This window comes from Actinoplanes sp. NPDC048796 (genome assembly GCF_040650035.1).
Classification (GTDB): domain Bacteria; phylum Actinomycetota; class Actinomycetes; order Mycobacteriales; family Micromonosporaceae; genus Actinoplanes.
The window spans coordinates 93584-114876 of sequence record NZ_JBEZGO010000020.1 but is presented as its reverse complement, the minus strand read 5'-3'; the positions used below and the strand labels follow the sequence as shown (position 1 = coordinate 114876).

The window sequence follows — 21293 nt, the reverse complement described above, 5'->3', positions numbered from 1 at the left end:
AAGGGGTCGAGGCCATACTTTGGTAGGTCCTCAACGGACGCTCGCCCTCGTAGGCTGCGGGTCATGTCGTCGCTGCCGTTCCGGTTACTGGTGCCCGCTCCGCCGGGTGTCCGGCGCTCGGGCCTGCGTGACCGGGTCGCCGACGTCGTCGCCGTCCTCTGCGCGTTGCTCTATGGCGCCGTCATGGTGCCACTCGGCGACGCGACGGCGCCCTCCGCCGTGATCCCGTGGCAGGCCGACGTGGTGATCGGAGTGCTGAGCGCGCTCGCGCTGTTCGCACGCCGGCGATGGCCGCTCGCCGTCTGCGTGGTGCTGTTGCCCCTCGGCGCCATCTCGGTGATGGCGACGGGCTCCATCCTCATCGCGCTGTTCACCGTCGCGATCCGCTACGGCGCCGGGATTCTTCTGATCCTCAGCGCCGCCCACGTCACCACCGGCATCGTCTACTACGCGTTGCAGGACAATCCGCCGTTCCCGCTGTGGGTCGACATCGCCATGCGGGCCGCGACGAGCCTCGCCACGATCGGCTGGGGTCTGTTCTTGAAGGCCTACCGAAGGTTGAGCCTGTCGTTGCACCAGGAGGCGCTGCGAGCGGTGGCGGAACAACAAATGCGCGTCGACCAGGCACGGCTGACCGAGCGGTCGCGTATCGCGCGCGAGATGCACGACGCTCTGGCACACCGCATGTCGATGGTCAGCCTGCACGCGGGTGCGCTCGAGGTGAGCAGCGACGCACCACCTGAAGAGATCGCTATGGCCGCCCGCACGATCCGGTTGAGCGCGCACGAAGCGCTGGAGGAGCTGCGCGCCGTCATCGGAGCGCTGCGCGACGACGGGCCTTCGCAGCCCGAGCCGCCGCAGCCGGGCCTCGCCGATGTGGAGCAGCTGGTTGACGGCGCGCGCACCTCAGGCATGGCGATCGACTTCGTCTGGATGAGGCCGCCTGTGGAGCCGCCTCCGGTGCTGGGGCGCACGGCCTACCGGCTGCTGCAGGAGGCGCTGACCAACGCCCGCAAACACGCGCCCGGCGAGTTGGTCGACGTACGCCTCGACGGTGCGACGGGCAGCGACCTCCGCATTCTCGTCACCAACGCCTTACCCTCCCATGCCTCCGACATCGGCGGAGCATCAGTCGGCATGTGCGGCGTCGGACACGCAGCCGACGTCGTGCCAGGGTCGGGCTCCGGGCTGGTTGGTGCGGGCGAGCGCGCGGACCTGGTAGGCGGACGTGTGGAGTTCGGTCGTGACGATGACCGCTTCCGCTTCGAGGCATGGTTGCCATGGCCGGACTGACAGCGGAGAAGCGGCCCATCCGGCTGGCCATCGTCGACGACGACGCGATGGTTCGCGGGGCGCTGCGGCTGCTCTTTCGGCAGCAAGCCGACATCGAGGTGGTTGCGGAGGCCGAGAACGGCGTCGAGGCGATCCAGGTGGCGGCGGCGAACTGGCCCGATGTCATGCTCATGGACGTTCGGATGCCGCAGCTCGACGGCATGCTCGCCACTCAGCGCATCCGGAGCCGGCCGGCCGCGCCACAGATCATCATGCTGACGACGTTCAACGTCGACGAATACGTCGTCGAGTCGCTGCGGTGCGGGGCCAGCGGTTTTCTGCTCAAGGACTCGGAGCCACAAGAGATCATCGCGGCCGTACGCAGGGTCTCGGCCGGCGAGAGCATGCTGTCGCCGGCGGTGATCCGCAAGGTGGTCGACTACGTCGCCGATCCCGCGGCCGGCTCGCGGCGGTCCAAGGCCAAAGCGAAACTGCGGGTGTTGACCGACCGGGAGCACGAGGTGGCGATCTGCCTGGGCGACGGCAGCTCCAACGCCGAGATCGGCGCCGCGCTCGGTATGAGTCTGCCTACCGTGAAGGGTCACGTCTCGCGGGTCATGGCCAAGCTCGCCCTGAACAACCGAGTACAGGTGGCCATCCTCGTCCACGATGCGGAGCTGCTGTGAACGGCGAGCGCCCGGGTCGCGGGCGCCCGCCGTCGCTCCGGTCAGGACGCGGCTACCCCGGCCGCGCGGCCCTCGTGCAGAGTGATGTTCTTGCCGTCGCGCGGGTCGAACAGGTGGATCTTGTCGAGGTTCATCCAGACCTTGGCGTCGGCGCCGTCGCGTACCCGCGACTCGGCCGACAGGCGGGTCACCAGGCTGTCCTGGGGTGGCAGGTCGGCGCCGCCCGCGTCGGCGGCCAGGTCCTCCAGGTCGGCGGCGGCCGCGTGCTCCCCCTCGACCGTGAAGTAGACATACTTGTCCGAGCCCATCGACTCGACCAGGTCGACCGGGGCCGTGAACTCGAAGCCCTTCGCCCGTTGAACGTCGTCGATCAACCGGGCGTCCTCGAAGTGCTCGGGGCGGATGCCGACGATCAGTTGGCGCGGGGCGTCGCTCGCGCTGAGCGTTCGCTTCATCCGCTCGCCGAGCGGCAGGTCGCCGAGCGGTGTGCGCAGCGCCGACTCCTCGACGGCGGCCGGCAGGAAGTTCATCGACGGGGAGCCGATGAAACCGGCCACGAACAGGTTCATCGGGTGGTCGTACAGGGTCTGCGGGTCGCCCACCTGCTGGATGTAGCCGCCGCGCATGACCACGACCCGGTCGCCCAGCGTCATGGCCTCGGTCTGGTCGTGCGTCACGTACACCGTCGTGGTGCCCAGCTGCTTCTGCAGGCGCGACACCTGCGTACGCATCTGCACCCGCAATTTGGCGTCGAGGTTGGAGAGCGGCTCGTCCATGAGGAACGCCTTCGGGCTGCGGACGATCGCCCGGCCCATCGCGACCCGCTGGCGCTGGCCACCCGACAGGTTGGCCGGTTTGCGGTCCAGGTAATCCGTCAGCTCCAGGACGCGGGCCGCGTCCTCCACCTTCTGGTTGATCGTGGCCTTGTCCATCTTCGCGAGCTTCAACGGGAAAGCCATGTTCTCCCGGACGCTCATGTTCGGGTAAAGGGCGTACGACTGGAACACCATCGCGATGTCCCGGTCCTTCGGCGCCTTGTCGTTGACCCGCTGCCCGCCGATGCGCAGCTCACCGGAGGTGATGTCCTCCAGGCCGGCGATCATGTTCAGCGTTGTGGACTTTCCGCAGCCGGACGGGCCGACCAGGATGATGAACTCGCCGTCGGCGATCTCCAGGTCGATGCCGTGCACGGCCGTGGTGCCGTCCGGATAGCTCTTCGTGACCTTGTCAAGAACGATGTCAGCCATGGCAACCTAACCCTTCACCGCGCCGGACGTGAGGCCCGCGACGATGCGCCTCTGGAAGAACAGCACGAACAGAATGATCGGGATCGTGATCACCACGGCGGCCGCGGAGATCGCGCCGGTGGGGTCCTCGAACTGCGAGGCACCGGTGAAGAACGACAACGCCGCCGGAACCGTGCGCGAGCGCTCGGTCGAGGTGAGCGAGATGGCGAACAGGAAGTCGTTCCAGCAGAAGATGAAGACGAGGATCGCGGTGGTGAAGACGCCCGGCGCCGCCAACGGGGCGATCACCTTGCGGAACGCCTCGCCCTGCGTGGCGCCGTCCATCTTCGCCGCCTTCTCCAGATCCCACGGGATCTGCTTGAAGAACGCCGACAGCGTGTAGATCGCCAGCGGCAGGGCGAACGTGATGTACGGCAGGATCAGCCCGGCCCACGTGTCGAACAGGCCCGTGTTGCGCTCGATGTTGAACAGCGGCGTCACCAGCGACACCTGCGGGAACATCGCGATCAGCAGCGAGACGCCGACGAGCAGCCCCTTGCCGGGGAAATCGAGGCGGCTGATCGCGTACGCCGCCATCGTGCCCAGCACGACCGCGATCGTGGTCGCGATGAGGGCGATGCCGATCGAGTTGATCAGGGCGCGGACGAACTGGTCGGTCTGGAAGATCAGCTTGTAGTTGTCGAGGGTCCAGTCGCGGGGGATGAAGTTGCCGTCGGTCAGGGTCGGCGTCGTCTTGAACGACAGCGACGCGATCCAGAGCACCGGGATCAGCGCGAAGACGACGACGACCGCGTCGAGCAGACCCCATTTGACCTTCGCGGAGGTGTTTACGGTGGCCATCTAGCGTCGCCCCTCCTCGCTGGCGCCCGGCGCCGCGGTGCCGAACAGCTTCACGAAAATGAACGCGATGATCGCGACCGTCAGGAAGATCAGCACGGACATCGTCGAGCCGATGCCGAGGTTGAGCCCCTTGATCAGGTTGTTGTAGGCGATCATCGACACGGACGACGTCTCGTTGGCGCCATTGGTCAGCACGTAGATGTTGTCGAAGACGCGCAGCGCGTCCAGCGTGCGGAACAGCAGCGCGACCAGGATGGCCGGCTTCATCACCGGCAGCATGACCTTGGTGAACCGCTGCCACCAGCTGGCGCCGTCCATCGACGCGGCCTTGAGCAGGTCGTCGGGCACCAGAGCCAGGCCGGCCATCAGCAGCAGGGCCATGAACGGGGTGGTCTTCCAGATCTCGGCCAGAATGATGATGGCGAGCGCGCTGGCCCGTTCGGTCAGCGGCGCCCCCTCCGGGCTGACGAGGTTCGCCAGATAGCCGGTGCCCGGCGTCCAGGCGTAGCGCCAGCTGAAAGCGGCGACGACGGTGACGATGCCGTACGGGATGAGGGCGGACGTCCGGACCAGCCCGCGCCCGACCAGCGTGCGGTGCATGATCAGCGCCAGCCCCATGCCGAGCACCAGCTCGACCACCACGGAGACAACGGTGATCAGCATCGTGACGCCGAAGGCCGTCCACCAGTAGCTGTTCGACAGCACCGTCACGTAGTTCTCGAACCAGACGAACTGCCGGTCCTCGGGGAACTTGAGGTCGTACCGCTGGAGCGACAGCCAGAACGAGTAGAGGATCGGGTACGCGGTCACGACCACCATGACCAGCGCGGCCGGCGCGCACAGCAGCCAGCCGAGCTTGCGCTCCTGCTTCTTGCCCTCGCTCAGCTCGGCGCGCCGCCGGCGCCGCTGCCGCGGGATGGTCTGCTGCTCGGCGGCCTGCGAAGAAGCCGGCGTGGTGCTGGAAATGCTCACGGCAGCACTCCCTTCGACTCGAGGGCGTCCTGGATGGAGCTCTTCAGCTCGGCGCCGGTCTGGTCCGGCTCGACGCTCGCGGGCGGCGAGAGCTCGGCCGACACGACTGTGGAAAGGTTCTGGTACGCGGGGGTGCGCGGCCGTGGAGCGGCGTCCTTCAGCTCCTCGAGCAGCGTCTCCTTCATCGGGTACGCCTTGGCCATCTCCGGCTCGTTGTACACCGCCTCGATCGACGGCGGCTGTCCGGCGTTGATAGCCAGGTACTTCTGCGCCTCCGGGCCGCGCAGGCACTTGGCGGCCTCGAACGAGAGGTCGGGGTGCTTGCTGAACGCGCTGACGGCGATGTTCGAACCACCGATCGTCGTGACGCTCGGCTTGTTCGGGTCGATGCCCGGGTATCGCGCCCAGGCGACGTTCTTGGCGAGGTCCGGCGCGTCGCTCTGCATCGAGGCGTACACGTACGGCCAGTTCAGCTGGAACGCGCCGCCGCCGTTCTGGAAGGCGAGCCGGACGTCGTCCTCGATCGAGTTCGAGAACGACGGGCTGGTCACGCCGGCGGTGGCGAAAGTCTTCAGGGTGCGCAGCGCGTTTACCGCGCCGGCGTCCATCACGGCGGACTTGCCGTCCTCGCTGACCACCGTGCCGCCCGAGCTGGCGACCAGGCTGTTGTACAGCACCACCAGGCCCTCGTACTGGGCGCCCATGGTGAGCACCTGGTACGTCTTGCCCTCGGCCTTGAGCTTCTGGGACATCTGGATCATCTCGTCCCATGTTTTCGGCGGGGTCGGCACGAGGTCCTTGCGGTACCAGAGCAGCTGCACGTTGGTGTTGTTCGGCGCCGCGTACAACTTGCCTTCGTATTCGCCGGAGGCGAGCGGGCCGGGCAACGTGCCGTTTTCGATCTCGCTGCGGTCGGCGCCGGTCCACTCCTTGATCCAGTCGGCGCTGGCGAACTCCTGGGTCCAGGTGACGTCCATGCCGAGGAGGTCCATGCTGTCGTCCTTGGCGGCGAGCCGGCGGACCATCTGGACCCGCTGGTCGTCGGCCGCCCGCGGCAGCACCTGGTACTTGATCTCGTACTTGCCCGCCGCCTGCTGGTTGCACATGTCCACGACGGACTGCATGTTCTCGACGGGGAACTGGTACAGATTGAGGACGGGTACGCCGCCGTTGTCGTCTGATCCGCAGGCCGCCAGTGGTGCTGCCAGAGCTAACGCGGCCCCCGCCGCGAGTGCCCGAGCGCGCAGAGAGCGCCTTTGCGGATGTCGGTCGATAGTCGCCATTGACCCTCCATCCGGCCGAACGTGCGTCGAAGTGATCTCTATCACTTCGACGACCAGTGATCCTCCTGCCCCGCACAGCGACGAAACAAACCCTCGCCGGTTCCGGGAAATGCAGGCACAATGCGCCCTACGCTGTGATCTATGGAGGCCACTTACTTCTTCGATCCCGCGTGCCCGTTCACCTGGCGCACCTCGCGCTGGCTGGTCGCAGTCGCCGGAGAGCGCGACCTGACCCTGCGCTGGCGTGCGTTCAGCCTGAAGATCCTGAACGGCGACAGCATCCCTGAGCAGTACCGGGCGGCCAGCGACGCGTCCTTCCGGGCGCTGCGCCTGGTCGAGGCTCTGCGGGCGGATCGCCGAGAGGAGGTGGCGGCGGCGTTCTACACCGAGATCGGCACCCGGGTGCACGACGGCGGGGCAGCTCTCAGCGACGAACTGGTGCAGGAGGCCGCGGAGGCGGCCGGCATCGAGGACGCCAAGGCCGTGCTCGACGACGCCAGCTGGGACGACTCGGTCCGGGAGTCGCACGAGGCCGCACTCGCCCTGGCCGGGCCGGGCATCGGCTCGCCGGTCCTGCACGTGGAAGGCGCCAAGCGCGGCCTCCACGGCCCGATCATCGGCGCGGTCCCCGAGCGCGAGGAAGCCCTGGCGATCTGGGACGCGGTCGAGCCGCTCAGCCGCGTCGACACTTTCTTCGAGGTCAAGCGCGGCCGGGGCTGAGAGTTGGCTGTGGACACAACGTGGGAGGGGGTGAATGCGTTTAACGGCGTGAGCGGGGCGGGTATCCGCGTCGCGCCACAGAACACGGGAGGGCTACATGGCCGAGCCACAGGTCACCTTGGATCCGCAGAGCCTTAACCCGGTGGAGGAGAAACTGCGCGGACCGCTCGAAGATCAACTCACCTCGGCGCTTCAGGCCGCGACGGACAAGCTTCGGCACGAGTACGCCGGGCAGAGCGTGGACGAAGTCACCGCGATGCTTCTCGACGACACTAAGACGCATCTGCATCCGGACATCGCCGCCGGGTTCCACCCGGACCACCACCAGCTGCGTCAGGTGGCCGAGGCCATCGTCGCGGGGCGCTGATACGCGCGGGGCCGGCCGTAGGAAACGGCCGGCCCGTCGATGGGTTCAGACCCGGAACAAATCCCCGTTCAGGGCCGGGCGGGTGCTGCGGTTCAGGATCGGACCAGGTCCCTCAGGGTGTCCATGGCCTTGAGGCGGGTGGGGCCGGTGCCCAGCAAGCCGTCGGGGATGATCAGTTCGTCCAGGGCCAGGGACTCGTACTCGGCGATCGCGTCCTTCAGGGCGGCGAGGGAACCGCCGATCACCGGGGACGTGATGCCCTCGGGGATGGGGCCGTTCACCACCGTCAGCGCCTGGGCGGTTCGGGCGATCGAGTGTGGGTCGCGGCCGATGGTGGCGCAATGCGCGTCCAGGACCGCTGACTTCTGGGCGATGTGGGAGGGTATGCCCCAAGTATTCCAGGCGTCGGCGTGTTCGGCGACGATGCGGAGCATGCGCTTCTCGCCCTTGGCGCCGATCAGGATCGGTAGCGGGGTCCGTACGGGCTTCGGGTCGCATTCGGCGTCGGTCAGCTGGTAATACTCGCCGTGCAGGGTGGTGCGGGACTCGGTCAGCAGGCTCTTGATCGCCAGCAGACCCTCGACGAAACGGTCGATGCGCTGCTTCACCGGGGGCAGCTCGATGCCGTACTGCTCGTGCTCGTTGATCTGCCAGCCCGCTCCCACGCCCAGCCGGAAGCGGCCGTCGCTGATGTGGTCGACGGTCGCGGCCATGTTGGCCAGCACGGCCGGGTGACGGTAGGTCATGCCGTACACCAGAGTGGTGATTTCGACCCTCGGCACCGCGGCGGCCAAGGCGGCCACCACCGAGCCGCACTCGAGCACCGCGCCCGACTCGCCGTTGGGCATGAAGTGGTCGGCGAAGTGCACGCCGTCCCAGCCGGTCTCCGACGCGTGCCGGGCCGCCTCGAGCACGTTCGCAAAGCTCTGCGCCGCCGAGGGCCAGATCGAAAGTCGCATACGCCGATCATCACATTGAGCGCCGGAGAAAGGCGCGGGCCGGGCGACTTCACGCCGCCCGGCCCGCGGAAGGCCACCTGACCCGGGGAAGGGCGTCAGGCGAGGCGGAGCTTGCCGGCCGCGTGGAGTTCGGTGATGGCGGCGTTCAGCTCGTCGAGTTCGTCGTCGGCGTTGGCCGCGGTCACCTGGGCCCGGAAGCCGACCTGGTCGCGCGGGACCAGCGGGTACGCGGCCAGCGTCACGTAGATGCCGCGGTCCCACAGCAGCTTGCCGACCGCGTCGATGTCCTCGCCCTCGGCCAGGGGCAGCTCGATCACCGGCGTGCTGCCCGTGTTCGGGGTGTAGACGCCCAGGGACCGTACGTGGTCCAGGACCTTCATCGTCTTCCGGTACAGCTCGGCCCGGATGTCGTCGCCCCGCTTCTCGTTCACCGACAGACCGGCCAGCACCGTCGCCAGGGACGCCGTCGGGGCCGGGCCCGAGTACAGGTACGGCGGCGCCGACACCTTCAGGTGGTTCTTCAGCCACGTCGGCAGGGCCAGGAACGCCAGCAGCGACGAGTAGCTCTTCGAGAAGCCGCCCACCAGCACGATGTTGTCGTACGTCTCGCCGGCGTACTTGACGATCGCATTGCCCTTCAGGCCGTACGGGGACTTCTCGTTCGCGCCGCGCTCGCCGATCACGCCGAAGCCGTGGGCGTCGTCCACGTACAGCAGGGCCCCGTATTCGCGGCACACCGCGGCGAAGGCCGCCAGGTCCGGCGCGTTGCCCGTCATGCTGTTCACGCCGTCCATGGCCACGATCTTCGAGACGCCGGCGGGAGCCGCACGCAACATAGCCCGCAATTCGGACACGTCGGAAGCAGCGAAGCGGGAGACCGCGGCGCCCAGACCACGGGCGTACATGGAACCGTCGTAAATGGTCTTGTGGGCCTGGGAGTCGAGGAAGATGTGGCCCTTGCCGGCCAGGATCGGCAGCACCGACATGTGAATGTGGGTGATCGTGGGCAGGACCAGCGTGTCCGGCGCGTCCAGCAGGGCCGTCAGCTGCTCCTCGATCTGCGGGTACAGGGCCGGGTTGCCCAGCAGCCGCGACCAGCTCGGGTGCGTGCCCCAGCGGCGTACCTCGGGCTCGATGGCCTCGATGATCTCGGGCTCGAGGTCGAAGCCGAGGTAGTTGCAGGAGGCGAAGTCGGCCAGCCAGTGGTCGCCGACCCGGATGCGGCGGCCCTTGACCTCCTCGATCGTGGCGTCGTACATGGGGTTGCCACTACGCAGTCGCTCCAGGTCCGCCCACTTGCCGTCGCGCTTGACGAACTCGAGACCGTCGCTCATGAAAGACCCTTCGTGAGAATCGTTGATTGGAACTCTTCGGATGTGACCGGCTTGGAGAACAGGTAGCCCTGCCCGTACGGGCACCCCATGGCGACCAGGGCCGCGCGGTGCTCCTCCAGCTCGATGCCCTCGGCCACGACCGCCAGGTCGAGGGTTCGGGCCAGGTTGACGATCGTCTCGACCAGGGCCATCTGCTGGCGGCTGTGCAGGATGTCGTCGATGAAGGACTTGTCGATCTTCAGGACGTCGACCGGCATCTGGCTCAGGTAGCTCAGCGATGAGTACCCCGTGCCGAAGTCGTCGATGGCGATCCGGACGCCCATGGCCCGCAGCTCGTGCAGGTCACGCCAGACCTGGTCCGCGTCGTGCAGCACCAGGCTCTCGGTGATCTCCAGGAGCAGCCATTTCGGGTCGGCTCCTATATCGGCCAGCACCTCTTTGACTTGAGAGACGAAGCCGGGTGTACGGAATTGACGGGCCGACACGTTCACGCTGACGTACCGCATGAGGCCGCCGGTGTCCGCGCGCCGCCACTCGGCGAAGGTGCGCAGCGCCTCGCGCAGCACCCAGCCGCCGATCGCGACCACCGCCCCGTTCTCCTCGGACAGCTCGATGAACTCGTTCGGGCCGAGCAGGCCGCGGGCCGGGTGCTGCCAGCGGACCAGGGCCTCGAGGCCGATCGTCTCGCCGGTCGGCAGGTCGACGATGGGCTGGAAGCGCAGCCGCATCTGGTCGCCCGGCACCGCCTCGTTGAGGGCCGAGCGCATCTCGAGGCGGCGCAGCATCGCCTCGTGCATCTCGTCCTCGTAGCGCTGCCACGTGTTCTTGCCCTCGGTCTTCGCCCCGTACATGGCCACGTCGGCCCGGCGCAGCAGCTCGGTGATCCCGGCCGTCTCGGCGCTGGTCGCGACGCCGACGCTGGCCGCGCCGCGCACCAGGTGCGTGGCCCCGGTGGCGTCGGTGACCTCGATCGGCTCGGCCAGCGCGGCCACGATGCGCCCGGCGATCTGCTCGGCGTCGGCCTGCGCGTCGACCTGTTCCAGCAGCACCGCGAACTCGTCGCCGCCGGTGCGGGCCACCGTGCTCAGCGGTCCGACCACGGCCGAGATGCGCTCGCCGACGGTGGTCAGCAGCTGGTCGCCGGCGGCGTGCCCGAGCGTGTCGTTGACCTCCTTGAAGTCGTCGAGGTCGATGAAGAGCACGGCCACTTCGTGCCGGCGGCCGTCGGCGAAGTGGGCCGCGTGCTCGAGCCGGTTCTGGAACAGGGCGCGGTTGGCCAGCCCGGTCAGCGCGTCGTGGTACGCCTGGTGGGCCAGGTCGTTCTCGAGGCGCCGCCGCTCGGTGACGTCTCTTATGGTGATCACGAGCCCGGCCACGGCCGGGTCGTCGCGCAGGTCGCGGCAGGTGCACTCGACCTGCAGGAGCAGGTCGTCGCCGCTGATCGCGGTCAGGTCGACGCCGTCGCGGAAACCCTGCCCCGAGCGCACCTGGTCGAGTAGTCCGGTGAGCTCGGCGTGGTCGGTGCCGGCGATGAGCCGGCGCAGCGGCATGCCGACCAGGTTCGTGTGACCGAACACGGGCAGCGCGGACGGGCTGGCGTAGCGGATCACCTCGTCGTCGCCGACGATCATGATCACGTCGGAGGCGCTCTGGATCAGCGCGCGGAAGTAGTCCTCGCTGCTGCGCCGGTTCACCTCGGCGGTCAGGTTGATCCGCTCGATGGCCATGGTGCCCTGCGTCATCAGGGCCACGAAGGCCGGCTCGAGCGCGGTCAGCACCTCGTCGTCGGCGGCCAGGTACATCCGCCGGTGCCGGCGCGGCTCGCCCGGCTTGCGCGGTGACGCGATCGCCTCGGCGCACAGCGCCCAGGTGAAGCCCGCGAGCGCCTGGGCGACCAGGGCCGGCTCCTCGGCGATCGGGACCTTGCGGGTGCCGACCAGGCCGGTGGTTTTGCCGGGCCGGGCGTCGACGGAGAGCACGAACTCGGCCCACGGCTGCCCGGCCGGCACGATCGCGCCGAGCGCCTTCTTGAGGGCCTCGTACGCGTCGGCCTCGCTGCTCGCCGCGACCAGGTCGGCGCCGGTGATGCGCAGTGTGCGCTCCCGGGCCGCGGCGACCCGCTGGACCTGCATGAGCCCGGCCACGCGCAGCATCACGGCCAGGAACATCAGCGCGCTGGCGGTGGCGATCATCGGGGCGTCGGTGACGTCGCCGCCGAGGTCCTCGATGAGCAGGACAGCCGGGGCGATCAGGGCCGCGACGACCATGAGGGCGATCCGCCGGCCGCCCGCGATGGTCTGCGTGACCCGTTCCCCGCTGAGGGTCAGGTCCCGCATCGACGGGTGCAGGGAGGAGAGCGCGATCGCGGTGTAGAACAAGATCCAGCCGAAGTCGACGGGGCCGCCGACCTCCCAGTTGTCGGCCAGCTGCCGCAGGCCGTAGACGACGTCGGTGACCAGCAGGCTGGAGACGCCGACGACCAGGATCGTCAGTGCGGCCGGCTTGCGGCCACCGCCGGTCAGCAGCCGGGCGAACATGGCCAGGGCCAGCACGTCGCCGAGCGGGTAGGCGATCGAGACGAGCTTGTCGGGCAGGGTCAGGCCGGTGTCGTGCACGTACGGCGCGATCAGGAAGACCCAGGAGAGCAGGCCGAGACCGGCCGTGGGCACGAGCGCGTCGAGCAGCGCGGCCCGGTTGTCGGTGCCGGACCGCGCGCGGATGAAGATCAGCAACGCGATCGCCAGCATCGGGTAGATGATCAGGTAGAACAGGTCGGCCAGCGACGGGAACGGGTTGGTGTACCCGAGGTAGTCGGTGAGCACGTTGTAGGTGGTGTCGCCCAGGGTGAAGCAGGCGACCACGGCCGACAGCAGGTACCAGGGCAGCTTGCGCGACGGCTTGTGCAACCGGATGCCGACCAGCACGGCTGCCGCCCCGGAAAGCCCGATCGCCGCCCAGGAGTACATGCTGTACGCCGGGAGCGCGTAGAAGACCACCGTCAGGGCAGCCACCCACGCGGCGAAGCACAACTGCATGCGCGCGGCGGACATCCGGGCCTCCGATCTCGGGAATGACAGGCCCTCAGATCGGCGGCGGAGGACGCGGCTTTACGAAAACCGGTGCAGGGTGGCGCGGAGCCGGTCCAGGTCACGCCGCCGGCGCTCCAGCGTCGTGGCCAGCGCCACCAGCAGCAGCCCGGCCGCGGCGAGCGGGATCCAGCGCGGCAGTAGGTCCCACACCGGCGCCATCTCGTGCAGCGCCACCAGGGCCAGGGCGCCGCCGCCGAGCAGCACCGGGGCCCGTAGTCCGGCCCGCGCCCCGGCCAGCACGATCGCCAGCGCGCCCAGACCGAGCAGCAGCCGCCGCGGATGCTGCCCGTCGCCCGCGACGATCGCGATCAGGCTCGGCGCCAGCGCCACCACCAGGGCGAGGCCGTAGGTGGTCCAGCTTCCGGCCGCCGGTCGCGCCCGGCGGACGAGGATTCCCGCCAGCAGGGCGACGCTTGCGGTGGGCAGGGTGTACGCCTCCAGCACGCTCACCCCAGCGTGAGCGAGCGCCAGGACCACCGCGTCGACCAGGACGGCGTACGCCCCGAGCACCGCACCCGGCCCACGCCGGCCCGCCGGGACCAGCACGATCGCGGCCGCGACCAGCAGAGCCAGCGCCACCGGAACCGACCAGTCGGCCCGAGCCATGGTCACCTGGTCGACGGTCACCACGAAGACGGCGATCCCCAGGACGGCCGCCACCGACAGAGCCGCGATCCGCGCACCGATCAGAGACGCGAACAACGCGGCCACCACGACTACCGCCGCGACGTCGACCAGCCAGCCGGCCGGGCTCAGCACCGCGGTGACCCGGCCGGCCGCGACCACGAACGCCACCAGCAGCAGGGACGTCGCGATGGCCCGGGCGGTCCGCCGCCGGGCGACGACAGCCCCCGTGACCACGGCGAGCGCCGCCGCGACCAGCGCCGCCGCCGCCCCGAACGGCTCGTCCGAGGCCAGCCCGATCAGCGCACAGACCCCAGCCGCCACCACCGCCACACCACCCGCGACCGTGGCGGCCAGGCGCAGGCGCCCGGTCGCCAGCACCGCGACATCCAGCGCGGCCACCCCCACGAAGGCGAACGCCCACCCGGTCAGGCCCGGCGCGGCGACTGCCACCAGCAACGGCATCACCGGCTGCGCCACGAGCAGAGCGGCATAGCGGGGCGCCACCAGCCCGGTGAAGTGCTCGTACCCCGCGGCCACGGCTCCGGTGACGGCGAAGACCGCCGCCGCGTACCCCCAGCCCGATCCGTCCGCGACGCCCAACAGGTTCACGTGCCACGCCGCGTACCCGTCGAGCAGCGTCAGCAGAAAACCCACAGCGGCGAACGTCTCGGCCGTGGCCGTCAGGCCACGCCGCGCCGCCGCCGGCGGAACCGCGAGCGCCACCCCCGTGAACCCGGTCAGCAGCACGGCCCGCCCGCCGATCCCGAACTGCGCCCAGGCGACCGCCGTGAACACGATCGCCGCCACCGCCAGCAGCAGCCCACCGAGAATGAACAGCGCGTTCCGCACGAAACCGCCGGAAGCCGCCGGCGCCGCGATGGCGTTCCGCCGCTTCCACGCCTGATCGAGCGCCACCTCGATCTCCCGTACGGCCAGGCGGGCCGCGCCCAGCCGCCGGATCAGCTCGGTGATCTCGGCATCGGCCAGGGCCAGCTCGGTGTTCGCGGCAGGATGAGTCATGCCGTCGATCCTTGTCGCGGCCGGCCGCCGGCGGATGAGTCCGCGTACTCACTTGACCCAGGCCGACATAATGCGCGGCGATGATCGAGATCCGGGAATTGACGAAGACCTACGGCGGGATCGACGCCGTCAAGGACGTCACGTTCACCGCCTCGCCGGGCCGGGTCACCGGTTTCCTCGGGATGAACGGGTCGGGCAAGACCACCACCCTGCGCGTGCTGCTCGGCCTGAGCCGGGCCACCTCGGGCCAGGCCCTGCTCAACGGCCGCCGCTACCGCGACCTGGACCGGCCGTCGCGCCAGGTCGGCGCGGTCCTCGAGCAGGGGCTCAGCCATCCCGGCCAGACCGGGCGCGGCCATCTGCGCACGCAGGCTCTCCTCTGCGGCGCCGGCGCCGGCCGGGTCGACGAGCTTCTGGAGTACGTCGGCCTGGCCGACGCCGCACGCAAGCGGACCGGCGACTACTCACTCGGCATGCGGCAGCGCCTGGCCGTGGCCACCGCCATGCTGGGCGGGCCGTCGATCCTCGTGCTCGACGAGCCGGCCAACGGCCTCGACCCGTCCGGCATGGCCTGGCTGCGCGGGCTGCTGCGCGGTCACGCCGAGGCCGGCGGCACCGTGCTCATCTCCAGCCACCTGCTCGGCGAGCTGGAGCAGCTGGTCGACGACGTGGTGATCATCGCGGGCGGCCGGATCCGCCTGGCCGAGCCCCTTCAGGCGCTGACCGGCCGGCAGGCGATGCGGCTGCGCGTCCGCGGGCGCGACCCGCGCGCCCTGTGGGCCGCCTTCGAAAGCGCCGGGGCCGGTGTGACCACCGATGGCCACGTGCTGCACGTGACCGGCCTGACCCCCGAGGACGCCGGCGAGATCGCCTTCGCGGTCCAGCAGCCGATCTACGAGCTCGCCTCCGACGCACCGACCCTGGAACAGCTCTTCTTCGAACTGGCCGGGGGCGCCTCATGATCGCCGTGATCCGCAGCGAGCTCTACCGGACGCTCTCCATCCGCTCCAGCTGGGTGTCGCTGGCCGGCACGATCGCCCTGGCCATGATGTTCGGCTTCCTCAGCGCCGACTTCTGGTCGCTCTTCGCCGGGCTGGGCGTCTTCGGCATCGCCGTCGTCACCACGTCGGCCCACTACCAGCACCGCACGGCCGTACTCCTGTTCCTCGGCCGCCCGCGCCGGCTGGTCGTGCTGGCCGGCCAGTGCGTGGCCGCCGTGCTGATCGCGGTGGCCCTCGCCGTGATCAGCGGCTTCACGTTCATCGGGAGCCAGGAGTCGAAGCAGTTCACCGGCACCCTGATCGCCCTGCCGATGATCGCCCTGTTCGGCGTGGCCAACGCGACCCTCGTACGCCGCCCGCTCTGGCTCTTCGCCGGCTACATCGGCTTCATCACCTTCGTCGAGGGCCTGCTCGGCCAGCTGAAGGACCCGTGGCCGTTCACGTCCTTCCTCGAGGCGGCCGGCGGCAAGCCCGAGGGCCTGCTCAAGTTCACCCTCTGGACCGTCCTGGCCATGGCCGGTGCGATCTGGAGCATCCGCCGCGACCTTTCCGGCGACTAGGCGGGCGCCCCCGGCGAACTGTGAGCCGTGGCGTCCCACGCTGTCCACTTCGTCACGGTTATCTCGAGGTACGGGCCGGCTGGAGCGGCTTGCTGATACTGCGGATAGCGCGCGATCAGCTCCGGCACACCGGCGGGCGGGTCGTCGCGGACCCGGGCCAGGCCGTCCGCCCGTACCCACCACAGGGTTTGCCAATCGGTGTCGTAATGGTCGGCCAGCACGCTGACGCGCGGCTCGGCGGCGATGTTGGCCAGCCGCCTGAGGGCGCGGGTCCGCTTCGGCTTGGCGTCCACGGCTGAGATGATCACGTTGCCGATCAGGGCGAACACGATCGGCACGAGATGCGGCGCCCCGTCCGCGCCGACCGTGGCCAGCCGGGCCACCGGCTGTGTGGCGAAGCGCTCGGCCGGCGTCACCGCCCGACCAGCTCGCCGATCGCCTTCTCCCACCTCTCCAGGGCCGGCTCGACGACGCTCCACGGGCCCGACGGCAACCACACCGACGCCCGCTCGACGCCGGCCTCGGCGCACTTCTCCAGCGCCTTCGGGTCCGGCGGAACGCTCAGCATCTGGATCTGCAGGTAGCGGTCGGCCCGGGCGCGCAGCTCGGTCACCCGGGCCGCGATGTTGTCGTCGCGCCACTGCGGGAACCAGCCGTCGCCGTACTCCAGAACCCGATCGACCACGCTCTCGCCGCCGCCGCCGATCAGCACCGGCGGGTTCGGCTTCTGGGCCGGCTTGGGCCACGACCAAATCCGGTCGAAGTTGACGAACTCGCCGTGGAACGTCGCCTCGTCCTCGGTCCAGATCTGCTTCATCGCCTTGATCCGCTCGCCGAACAGCCGCACCCGGGTGCGCGGGTCGGTGCCGTGGTTGCGCATCTCCTCGCGGTTCCAGCCGATGCCGACGCCGAAGTCGAGGCGCCCGCCGCTGAGGTGGTCGACGCTGGCCACCTCCTTGGCCGTGGTGATCGGGTCCCGCTCGATGACCAGGCACACCCCGGCCCCGATCCGCAGCCGGCTGGTGGCCTCGGCGGCCGCGGTCAGAGCGACGAACAGGTCGTACGTGTGCGAGTACTTCTGCGGCAGCACGTCACCACCGGGCCACGCCGTCTCGCGGCTGGCCGGAATGTGCGTGTGCTCGGCGAAGTACAGCGCGGCGTGCCCGCGCTCCTCGACCCGCCTCGCGATCTCACCGGGCCGAACGCCGTCATGGGTGGGGAAGTAACCGACACCGAAATCCATGCCGCTGATCCTATGAACCGGCCCGCCGCCCCGCGACGTGTGAGGGGAAAGCGCGGGAGGAGAGTCCCATGATCCTCGGCATAGTCGTCGTCGCCGCCCTGCTGGTGGGTTTCCTGGCCGGCCTGGTGTCCTTCAAGAAGACGAACGAGTACTGCGAACGCCACGGCGTGACCCGGCTCTGTCCCCTCTGCACGGAGGATCACCCCCGGGCCAGCGCCTGGTGCACCGAGCGGACCGCGCTCGCGCCCTCCCCCACGGCCGCCGCCACCCGCTTCAGCGAGGCGTGACGCACGTCCCCGGCCGCGAAGACCCCCGGCACGCTCGTCTCGAACGGCAGCGCCCCCGGCCCGTCGGTCAGCACGAACCCGTCCTCGTCCAGCGCCGGCCCGGCCAGCCACCCGGTGGCCGCGACCGCGCCGATGAAGCTGAACAGCCCCCGGCACGCCAGCGGCTCGCCGAGTCCGGTCACGGTCAGGCCGTCGAGTCGTTCCTCACCCAGCAGCCCGGTGATCTCGGTGCCGGTCCGCACGGTGATCCGCGGGTCGGCCCGGATCCGCTCGACCAGGTAGGCCGACATCTTCGCCCCGAGGTCGGCACCCCGCACGATCAGCGTGACGTGCTCGGCGTACCGGGCCAGGTGAAGCGACGCCTGCCCGGCCGAGTTGGCCCCGCCGACCACCGCGACCGCCTCCCCCGCGACGCCCTGCGCCTCCAGATCGGTGGCGGCGTGGTAGATCCCCCTGCCCACGAAGTGGTCCCACCGGGCGATCGGCAACGTCCGGTAGGCCGCCCCGGTGGCGACGACGACCGCCCGGGCCGGCACCTCGGTGCCGTCGGACAGCACCAGCACATGCTCCTTCTCCCCGGTCCGCAGCGCCGCCACCTCGCACGGGCTGGCGATCTCGGCCCCGAACTTGAGCGCCTGCACGGCCGCCCGCGTGGTCAGGTCGGAGCCGCTGAGCCCGAACGGGAACCCCAGATAGTTCTCGATCCTTGCGCTGGTCGCGGCCTGCCCGCCGGTGGCGACCGCGTCGACCAGCAGCGTGCTCAGCCCTTCGGAAGCGCCGTAGACGGCCGCACCCAGCCCGGCCGGTCCGGCCCCGACGACGGCGAGGTCGACGACACCCCGCCCGGCGGCCCGATAGGTGAGCCCGAGCCGCTCCCCCAGCACACCCGGCGTCACCCGCCGCAAGATCCCGTCCGGCGTGAAAGCAACCGGCAGGTCGTCTTCCCGCAGGCCCTCCCTGTTGAGTACGGCGTGAGCCTCCACCGAAGCGGCGTCGAGCCACAGATGAGGCAGCCCCTGCCGCGACAGGAAAACCCGGAGGGCCAGCCCGTCCCCACCCCGCGGATCACCGATGATGCGGGTGGTCTGCTCCGCGCTCAACCGCAGCAGCCGCCGGCGCGCGATCAGCGCCCGCAGAAACAGATCCGACAGATCCGTCTGCTGAGCCATCAGCCGCCGAAAAGCCGGCCGGTCCAGCCGGTGAACCCGGCCCGCCGTCACCACCCGTACGGAAAGAGCCGGCTTCTGCCCCGTGAGAACGCTCAGCTCCCCGGCGAACCCGCCTGGCCCGTAGGCGACAAGCCCATCGGCCAGCGTGGCAGTGTCACACAGGGTCAGGTCATTGGGCAGACGCTGCCCCGGCTCGACCTCGGCCACCACCCCGTACCGCGCGGCCCGCTCGAACTGCTCCGCGCTCAACCGCACCGTGGCGGCCGCTTCCACATCCCCCACTTCGGGAAACGACGGCGTGCTCTGAGTCATGCAGCCACCGTGCCAGCCCCGCGGCCCGCAACCATGCGTCACCCGACTGGCGGCCGATTCCCTGAACTGAACTATGCCTATGCCGGCTTTCCCGACCGGGGTGGAGGCTTCAGCGCCGGATCCTCGGGCAGCTCGGTGGCCGGAATGGCGCTGCTGGCCCGGGTGATGGCGTCCTGGGCCAGCCGCTCGCTGAATCCCGCGATGAACGCCACGCCGACGCGCATCACCACCGCGGATCTACCACTCCCAGCGGGCGCCCGTCGTGTCGTTGCGGTATTCGACGCCGTCCGGCTTGCCGGTGGCCGCGGGCTCGTAGGTGATCCAGCCCTTGGCGCATCTACCCGGCGGGACAGGAGGTTGACTACAGGCGGCGGACTCGGAGGGCCTCGGCTACCGACCAGGCCTGGAAGGGGCAGCCGGTGGCGGCATGCGGGGCGTTGCCGTCGGCGGTTTCCGAGATGGAGCCCAGGCCGTATTCGGACAGGTGGTCGTCGGCGTCGGAGATGATCTGGGTGGCGGGGACTCCTATGCGGTGCCAGGCCGTGACGAAGGGGCCGATCAGCCAGGGCCAGACCGTTCCGGTGTGGTAGGCCGCGTCGCGGGCGGCCGGGGTGCCTCGGTGGGTGCCGTGGTAGCCGGGGGTGTTCGGGGCCTGGCTGCGCAAGCCCAGCGGGGTCATCAGGGCGGCGCCGATCGCCTGCAGCGCCGCCGGGGCCGGGCGGAGCGGGGCGTACGGCAGAGACCAGGCCAGGAGCTGGTTGGGGCGCATGGTGGCGTCGTCGCCCGCGGGACCGTCGAGGACGTCGTAGAGCCAGCCGGACGGGGCCGGGAAGCGGCGGGCGAAGCTGGTCAGGGCCTCCGGGTGGGCCTTCACGGCGGGGCCGGCTCCGGTGCGGGCCTGCCAGGCCAGTTTGATGACCGTGGCCAGGGCGTTCACCCACAGGGCGTTGATTTCGACCGCCTTGCCCGCGCGCGGGGTGACGGGCACGCCCTCCACCCGGGCGTCCATCCAGGTCAGGGCCTCGCCGGGGGCGCCCTGGCGGAGCAGGCCGTCGGACCGGTCGACGGCGATGCCGTAGCGGGTGCCCCGCAGGTGGTGGCCGACCACGTCCAGCAGCGCCGGGAGCAGGGTGGCGGCCAGGTCCACGTCGCCGGTCACGGCCACGTGGCGGCCGACCGCGTGGATGAACCAGAGGCTGCCGTCGGCGGTGTTGAACTGGCCGTCCGTGTTGGCCAGCATGCCCTCGGAGAGCGTCGCCGCGTACGACAGCAATAAAGTTCTTCCCTCGTCGAACCGGCCCGTGGACAGGAACAGGCCCTCGTAGCTGATCATCGTGTCGCGGGACCAGGCGCCGAACCACGGATAGCCGGCGACGACGTCGAACCCTGTGGTGGTACGGATGATGAAGGCGTCCGCCGCGAGCGCGAGGGTCGCCTGGTCGTCGTCGGCGGGTGCGGCCGCCGCCACGACGGCCCGGTTGCGGGCCTGCGCGGCCTCCACCACCTCCGAGGCCGGCGGCGGGGGCGAGCTCAGATCGCCCGCCCAGGCCGTGACCGACGCGACCGCGCCGGGCTGGCGCAGCTCGGCGTGGAAGCTTCCGGCGTACCACAGATCCTCGGTCGGGGTGAGGCCCCGCGCCGCCTCCTCGTGGTGCCGCACCCCGCGCCACCACGCACCCGCCGGGCGGAATTCGGGACCCCGCAAGCGGTACGCCTCCTCGACCACGCACCCGCCCTCGGCGGCGGTGACCGCCGGCGGCGGGCCGGACGCCGTGCGCTCACCGTGGATGTCGCGCCACGTGCAGAGCGCGTCCAGGGTGAGGCCGACCGGGCCGCCGGTGAGCAGGCGATGGACCACGGCGACGGCCGGGCGGCCCGCTTCCATGGCCAGCACGCGTTCCAGGACGACGTCGCCGATCCGCCAGCGCCAGCGGGGCAGGCCGTCGACCAGTTCGAAACTCGTCAGCAGTTCGTGGCCGCGCGGGGCGATGGTGCCGTCGGACCATTCGTGGGTGGCCAGGCGTACGGACGTACCCGAGGCAAGCGTGAGAACCGGGTCCAGAGAGGCCAGACCGAGCCGGCGCGACGCCGGCGTTTCCCCCGCGACGACGAGTAATCCGTGGTAGCGCCGGGTCCGCAGACCACTTATCGTGCCCATGGCGTATCCGCCGGCGCCGTCGGGTACGAGCCACTCACGAGTGGCGGACTCGCCGAGGTGCCCGCACACCTGGGGGCCGAACGCCGTCCTGCGCAGCGTAGCCATCAGATGACCTCCAGTTCTCGGGCACAATCAAACTAGGTGACA

20 protein-coding genes are annotated in these 21293 nt (G+C 70.2%); 7 read left to right on the top strand and 13 right to left on the bottom strand.

The features are described 5' to 3' along the window. Window positions 1-63: 63 nt before the first annotated feature. Window positions 64-1293 (top strand): histidine kinase, encoded by a 1230-nt coding sequence (locus AB0C26_RS42250; RefSeq protein ID WP_360259784.1) that lies wholly within the window; start codon window positions 64-66, stop codon window positions 1291-1293. Then, on the top strand, window positions 1281-1958 hold the full coding sequence (locus tag AB0C26_RS42245; protein WP_360259782.1) for a response regulator transcription factor: 678 nt from the start codon (window positions 1281-1283) through the stop codon (window positions 1956-1958). Before AB0C26_RS42250 ends, AB0C26_RS42245 begins: the two co-directional genes overlap by 13 nt. A 41-nt stretch (window positions 1959-1999) precedes the next feature. Here AB0C26_RS42245 and ugpC read toward each other — a convergent pair whose 3' ends face one another. The 4 genes from ugpC to AB0C26_RS42225 are packed head-to-tail and all read right to left on the bottom strand — an operon-like array spanning window position 2000 to window position 6141. Beyond that, entirely contained in the window at window positions 2000-3205 is a 1206-nt protein-coding gene (ugpC, locus tag AB0C26_RS42240; RefSeq protein ID WP_360259780.1) for a sn-glycerol-3-phosphate ABC transporter ATP-binding protein UgpC, read from the bottom strand. Window positions 3206-3211: 6 nt separating this feature from the next. Next, complete coding sequence (locus AB0C26_RS42235) at window positions 3212-4045, bottom strand: carbohydrate ABC transporter permease (RefSeq protein WP_097318874.1); 834 nt, start codon at window positions 4043-4045, stop codon at window positions 3212-3214. Then, a complete protein-coding gene (locus tag AB0C26_RS42230) occupies window positions 4046-5017 on the bottom strand; it encodes a sugar ABC transporter permease (protein WP_360259777.1) in 972 nt (323 codons plus the stop codon). Next, window positions 5014-6141, bottom strand: coding sequence for an ABC transporter substrate-binding protein (locus AB0C26_RS42225; RefSeq protein ID WP_360259775.1), 1128 nt, complete (start codon window positions 6139-6141; stop codon window positions 5014-5016). The genes AB0C26_RS42230 and AB0C26_RS42225 overlap by 4 nt, the downstream gene beginning before the upstream one ends. Before the next feature lie 300 nt (window positions 6142-6441). Here AB0C26_RS42225 and AB0C26_RS42220 point away from each other — a divergent pair, with 300 nt between their 5' ends. Further along, window positions 6442-7020 (top strand): DsbA family protein, encoded by a 579-nt coding sequence (locus AB0C26_RS42220; protein ID WP_360259772.1) that lies wholly within the window; start codon window positions 6442-6444, stop codon window positions 7018-7020. Window positions 7021-7117: 97 nt separating this feature from the next. Beyond that, entirely contained in the window at window positions 7118-7387 is a 270-nt protein-coding gene (locus tag AB0C26_RS42215) for a hypothetical protein (RefSeq protein ID WP_360259770.1), read from the top strand. 92 nt (window positions 7388-7479) lie between these two features. Here AB0C26_RS42215 and AB0C26_RS42210 read toward each other — a convergent pair whose 3' ends face one another. From AB0C26_RS42210 to AB0C26_RS42195, 4 genes are all read right to left on the bottom strand, one after another. Next, window positions 7480-8346, bottom strand: a complete 867-nt coding sequence (locus AB0C26_RS42210; RefSeq protein WP_360259768.1) for an LLM class flavin-dependent oxidoreductase — start codon at window positions 8344-8346, stop codon at window positions 7480-7482. Between the two features lie 95 nt (window positions 8347-8441). Then, window positions 8442-9680, bottom strand: coding sequence for a pyridoxal phosphate-dependent aminotransferase family protein (locus tag AB0C26_RS42205; RefSeq protein WP_360259765.1), 1239 nt, complete (start codon window positions 9678-9680; stop codon window positions 8442-8444). After that, on the bottom strand, window positions 9677-12730 hold the full coding sequence (locus AB0C26_RS42200; protein WP_360259763.1) for an EAL domain-containing protein: 3054 nt from the start codon (window positions 12728-12730) through the stop codon (window positions 9677-9679). Before AB0C26_RS42200 ends, AB0C26_RS42205 begins: the two co-directional genes overlap by 4 nt. Before the next feature lie 57 nt (window positions 12731-12787). Continuing rightward, window positions 12788-14416 carry an SCO7613 C-terminal domain-containing membrane protein gene (locus tag AB0C26_RS42195; protein ID WP_360259761.1) on the bottom strand — a complete coding sequence of 543 codons (1629 nt, stop codon included), beginning with the start codon at window positions 14414-14416 and terminating at the stop codon, window positions 12788-12790. Between the two features lie 80 nt (window positions 14417-14496). Between AB0C26_RS42195 and AB0C26_RS42190 the strand changes: the two genes are divergently transcribed. Together AB0C26_RS42190 and AB0C26_RS42185 are read left to right on the top strand one after the other, a co-directional pair. Then, complete coding sequence (locus AB0C26_RS42190; protein WP_360259759.1) at window positions 14497-15378, top strand: ATP-binding cassette domain-containing protein; 882 nt, start codon at window positions 14497-14499, stop codon at window positions 15376-15378. Then, complete coding sequence (locus AB0C26_RS42185) at window positions 15375-15977, top strand: hypothetical protein (RefSeq protein WP_360259757.1); 603 nt, start codon at window positions 15375-15377, stop codon at window positions 15975-15977. The genes AB0C26_RS42190 and AB0C26_RS42185 overlap by 4 nt, the downstream gene beginning before the upstream one ends. Here the strand turns inward: AB0C26_RS42185 and AB0C26_RS42180 are convergent. Together AB0C26_RS42180 and AB0C26_RS42175 are read right to left on the bottom strand one after the other, a co-directional pair. Further along, on the bottom strand, window positions 15974-16393 hold the full coding sequence (locus AB0C26_RS42180) for a TIGR03668 family PPOX class F420-dependent oxidoreductase (RefSeq protein WP_360259755.1): 420 nt from the start codon (window positions 16391-16393) through the stop codon (window positions 15974-15976). The two genes, AB0C26_RS42185 and AB0C26_RS42180, sit on opposite strands and share 4 nt — an antisense overlap. Further along, window positions 16390-17220, bottom strand: coding sequence for an LLM class F420-dependent oxidoreductase (locus AB0C26_RS42175; protein ID WP_360259753.1), 831 nt, complete (start codon window positions 17218-17220; stop codon window positions 16390-16392). The genes AB0C26_RS42180 and AB0C26_RS42175 overlap by 4 nt, the downstream gene beginning before the upstream one ends. A 68-nt stretch (window positions 17221-17288) precedes the next feature. Here AB0C26_RS42175 and AB0C26_RS42170 point away from each other — a divergent pair, with 68 nt between their 5' ends. Further along, window positions 17289-17507 carry a hypothetical protein gene (locus AB0C26_RS42170; protein WP_360259751.1) on the top strand — a complete coding sequence of 73 codons (219 nt, stop codon included), beginning with the start codon at window positions 17289-17291 and terminating at the stop codon, window positions 17505-17507. Here the strand turns inward: AB0C26_RS42170 and AB0C26_RS42165 are convergent. From AB0C26_RS42165 to AB0C26_RS42155, 3 genes are all read right to left on the bottom strand, one after another. Continuing rightward, window positions 17420-18988, bottom strand: coding sequence for an FAD-dependent oxidoreductase (locus AB0C26_RS42165; protein WP_360259749.1), 1569 nt, complete (start codon window positions 18986-18988; stop codon window positions 17420-17422). The genes AB0C26_RS42170 and AB0C26_RS42165 overlap by 88 nt on opposite strands. A 77-nt stretch (window positions 18989-19065) precedes the next feature. Next, complete coding sequence (locus AB0C26_RS42160; protein ID WP_360259747.1) at window positions 19066-19218, bottom strand: hypothetical protein; 153 nt, start codon at window positions 19216-19218, stop codon at window positions 19066-19068. A gap of 131 nt (window positions 19219-19349) precedes the next feature. Continuing rightward, a complete protein-coding gene (locus tag AB0C26_RS42155; protein WP_360259744.1) occupies window positions 19350-21251 on the bottom strand; it encodes an amylo-alpha-1,6-glucosidase in 1902 nt (633 codons plus the stop codon). Between the last annotated feature and the right edge of the window lie 42 nt (window positions 21252-21293).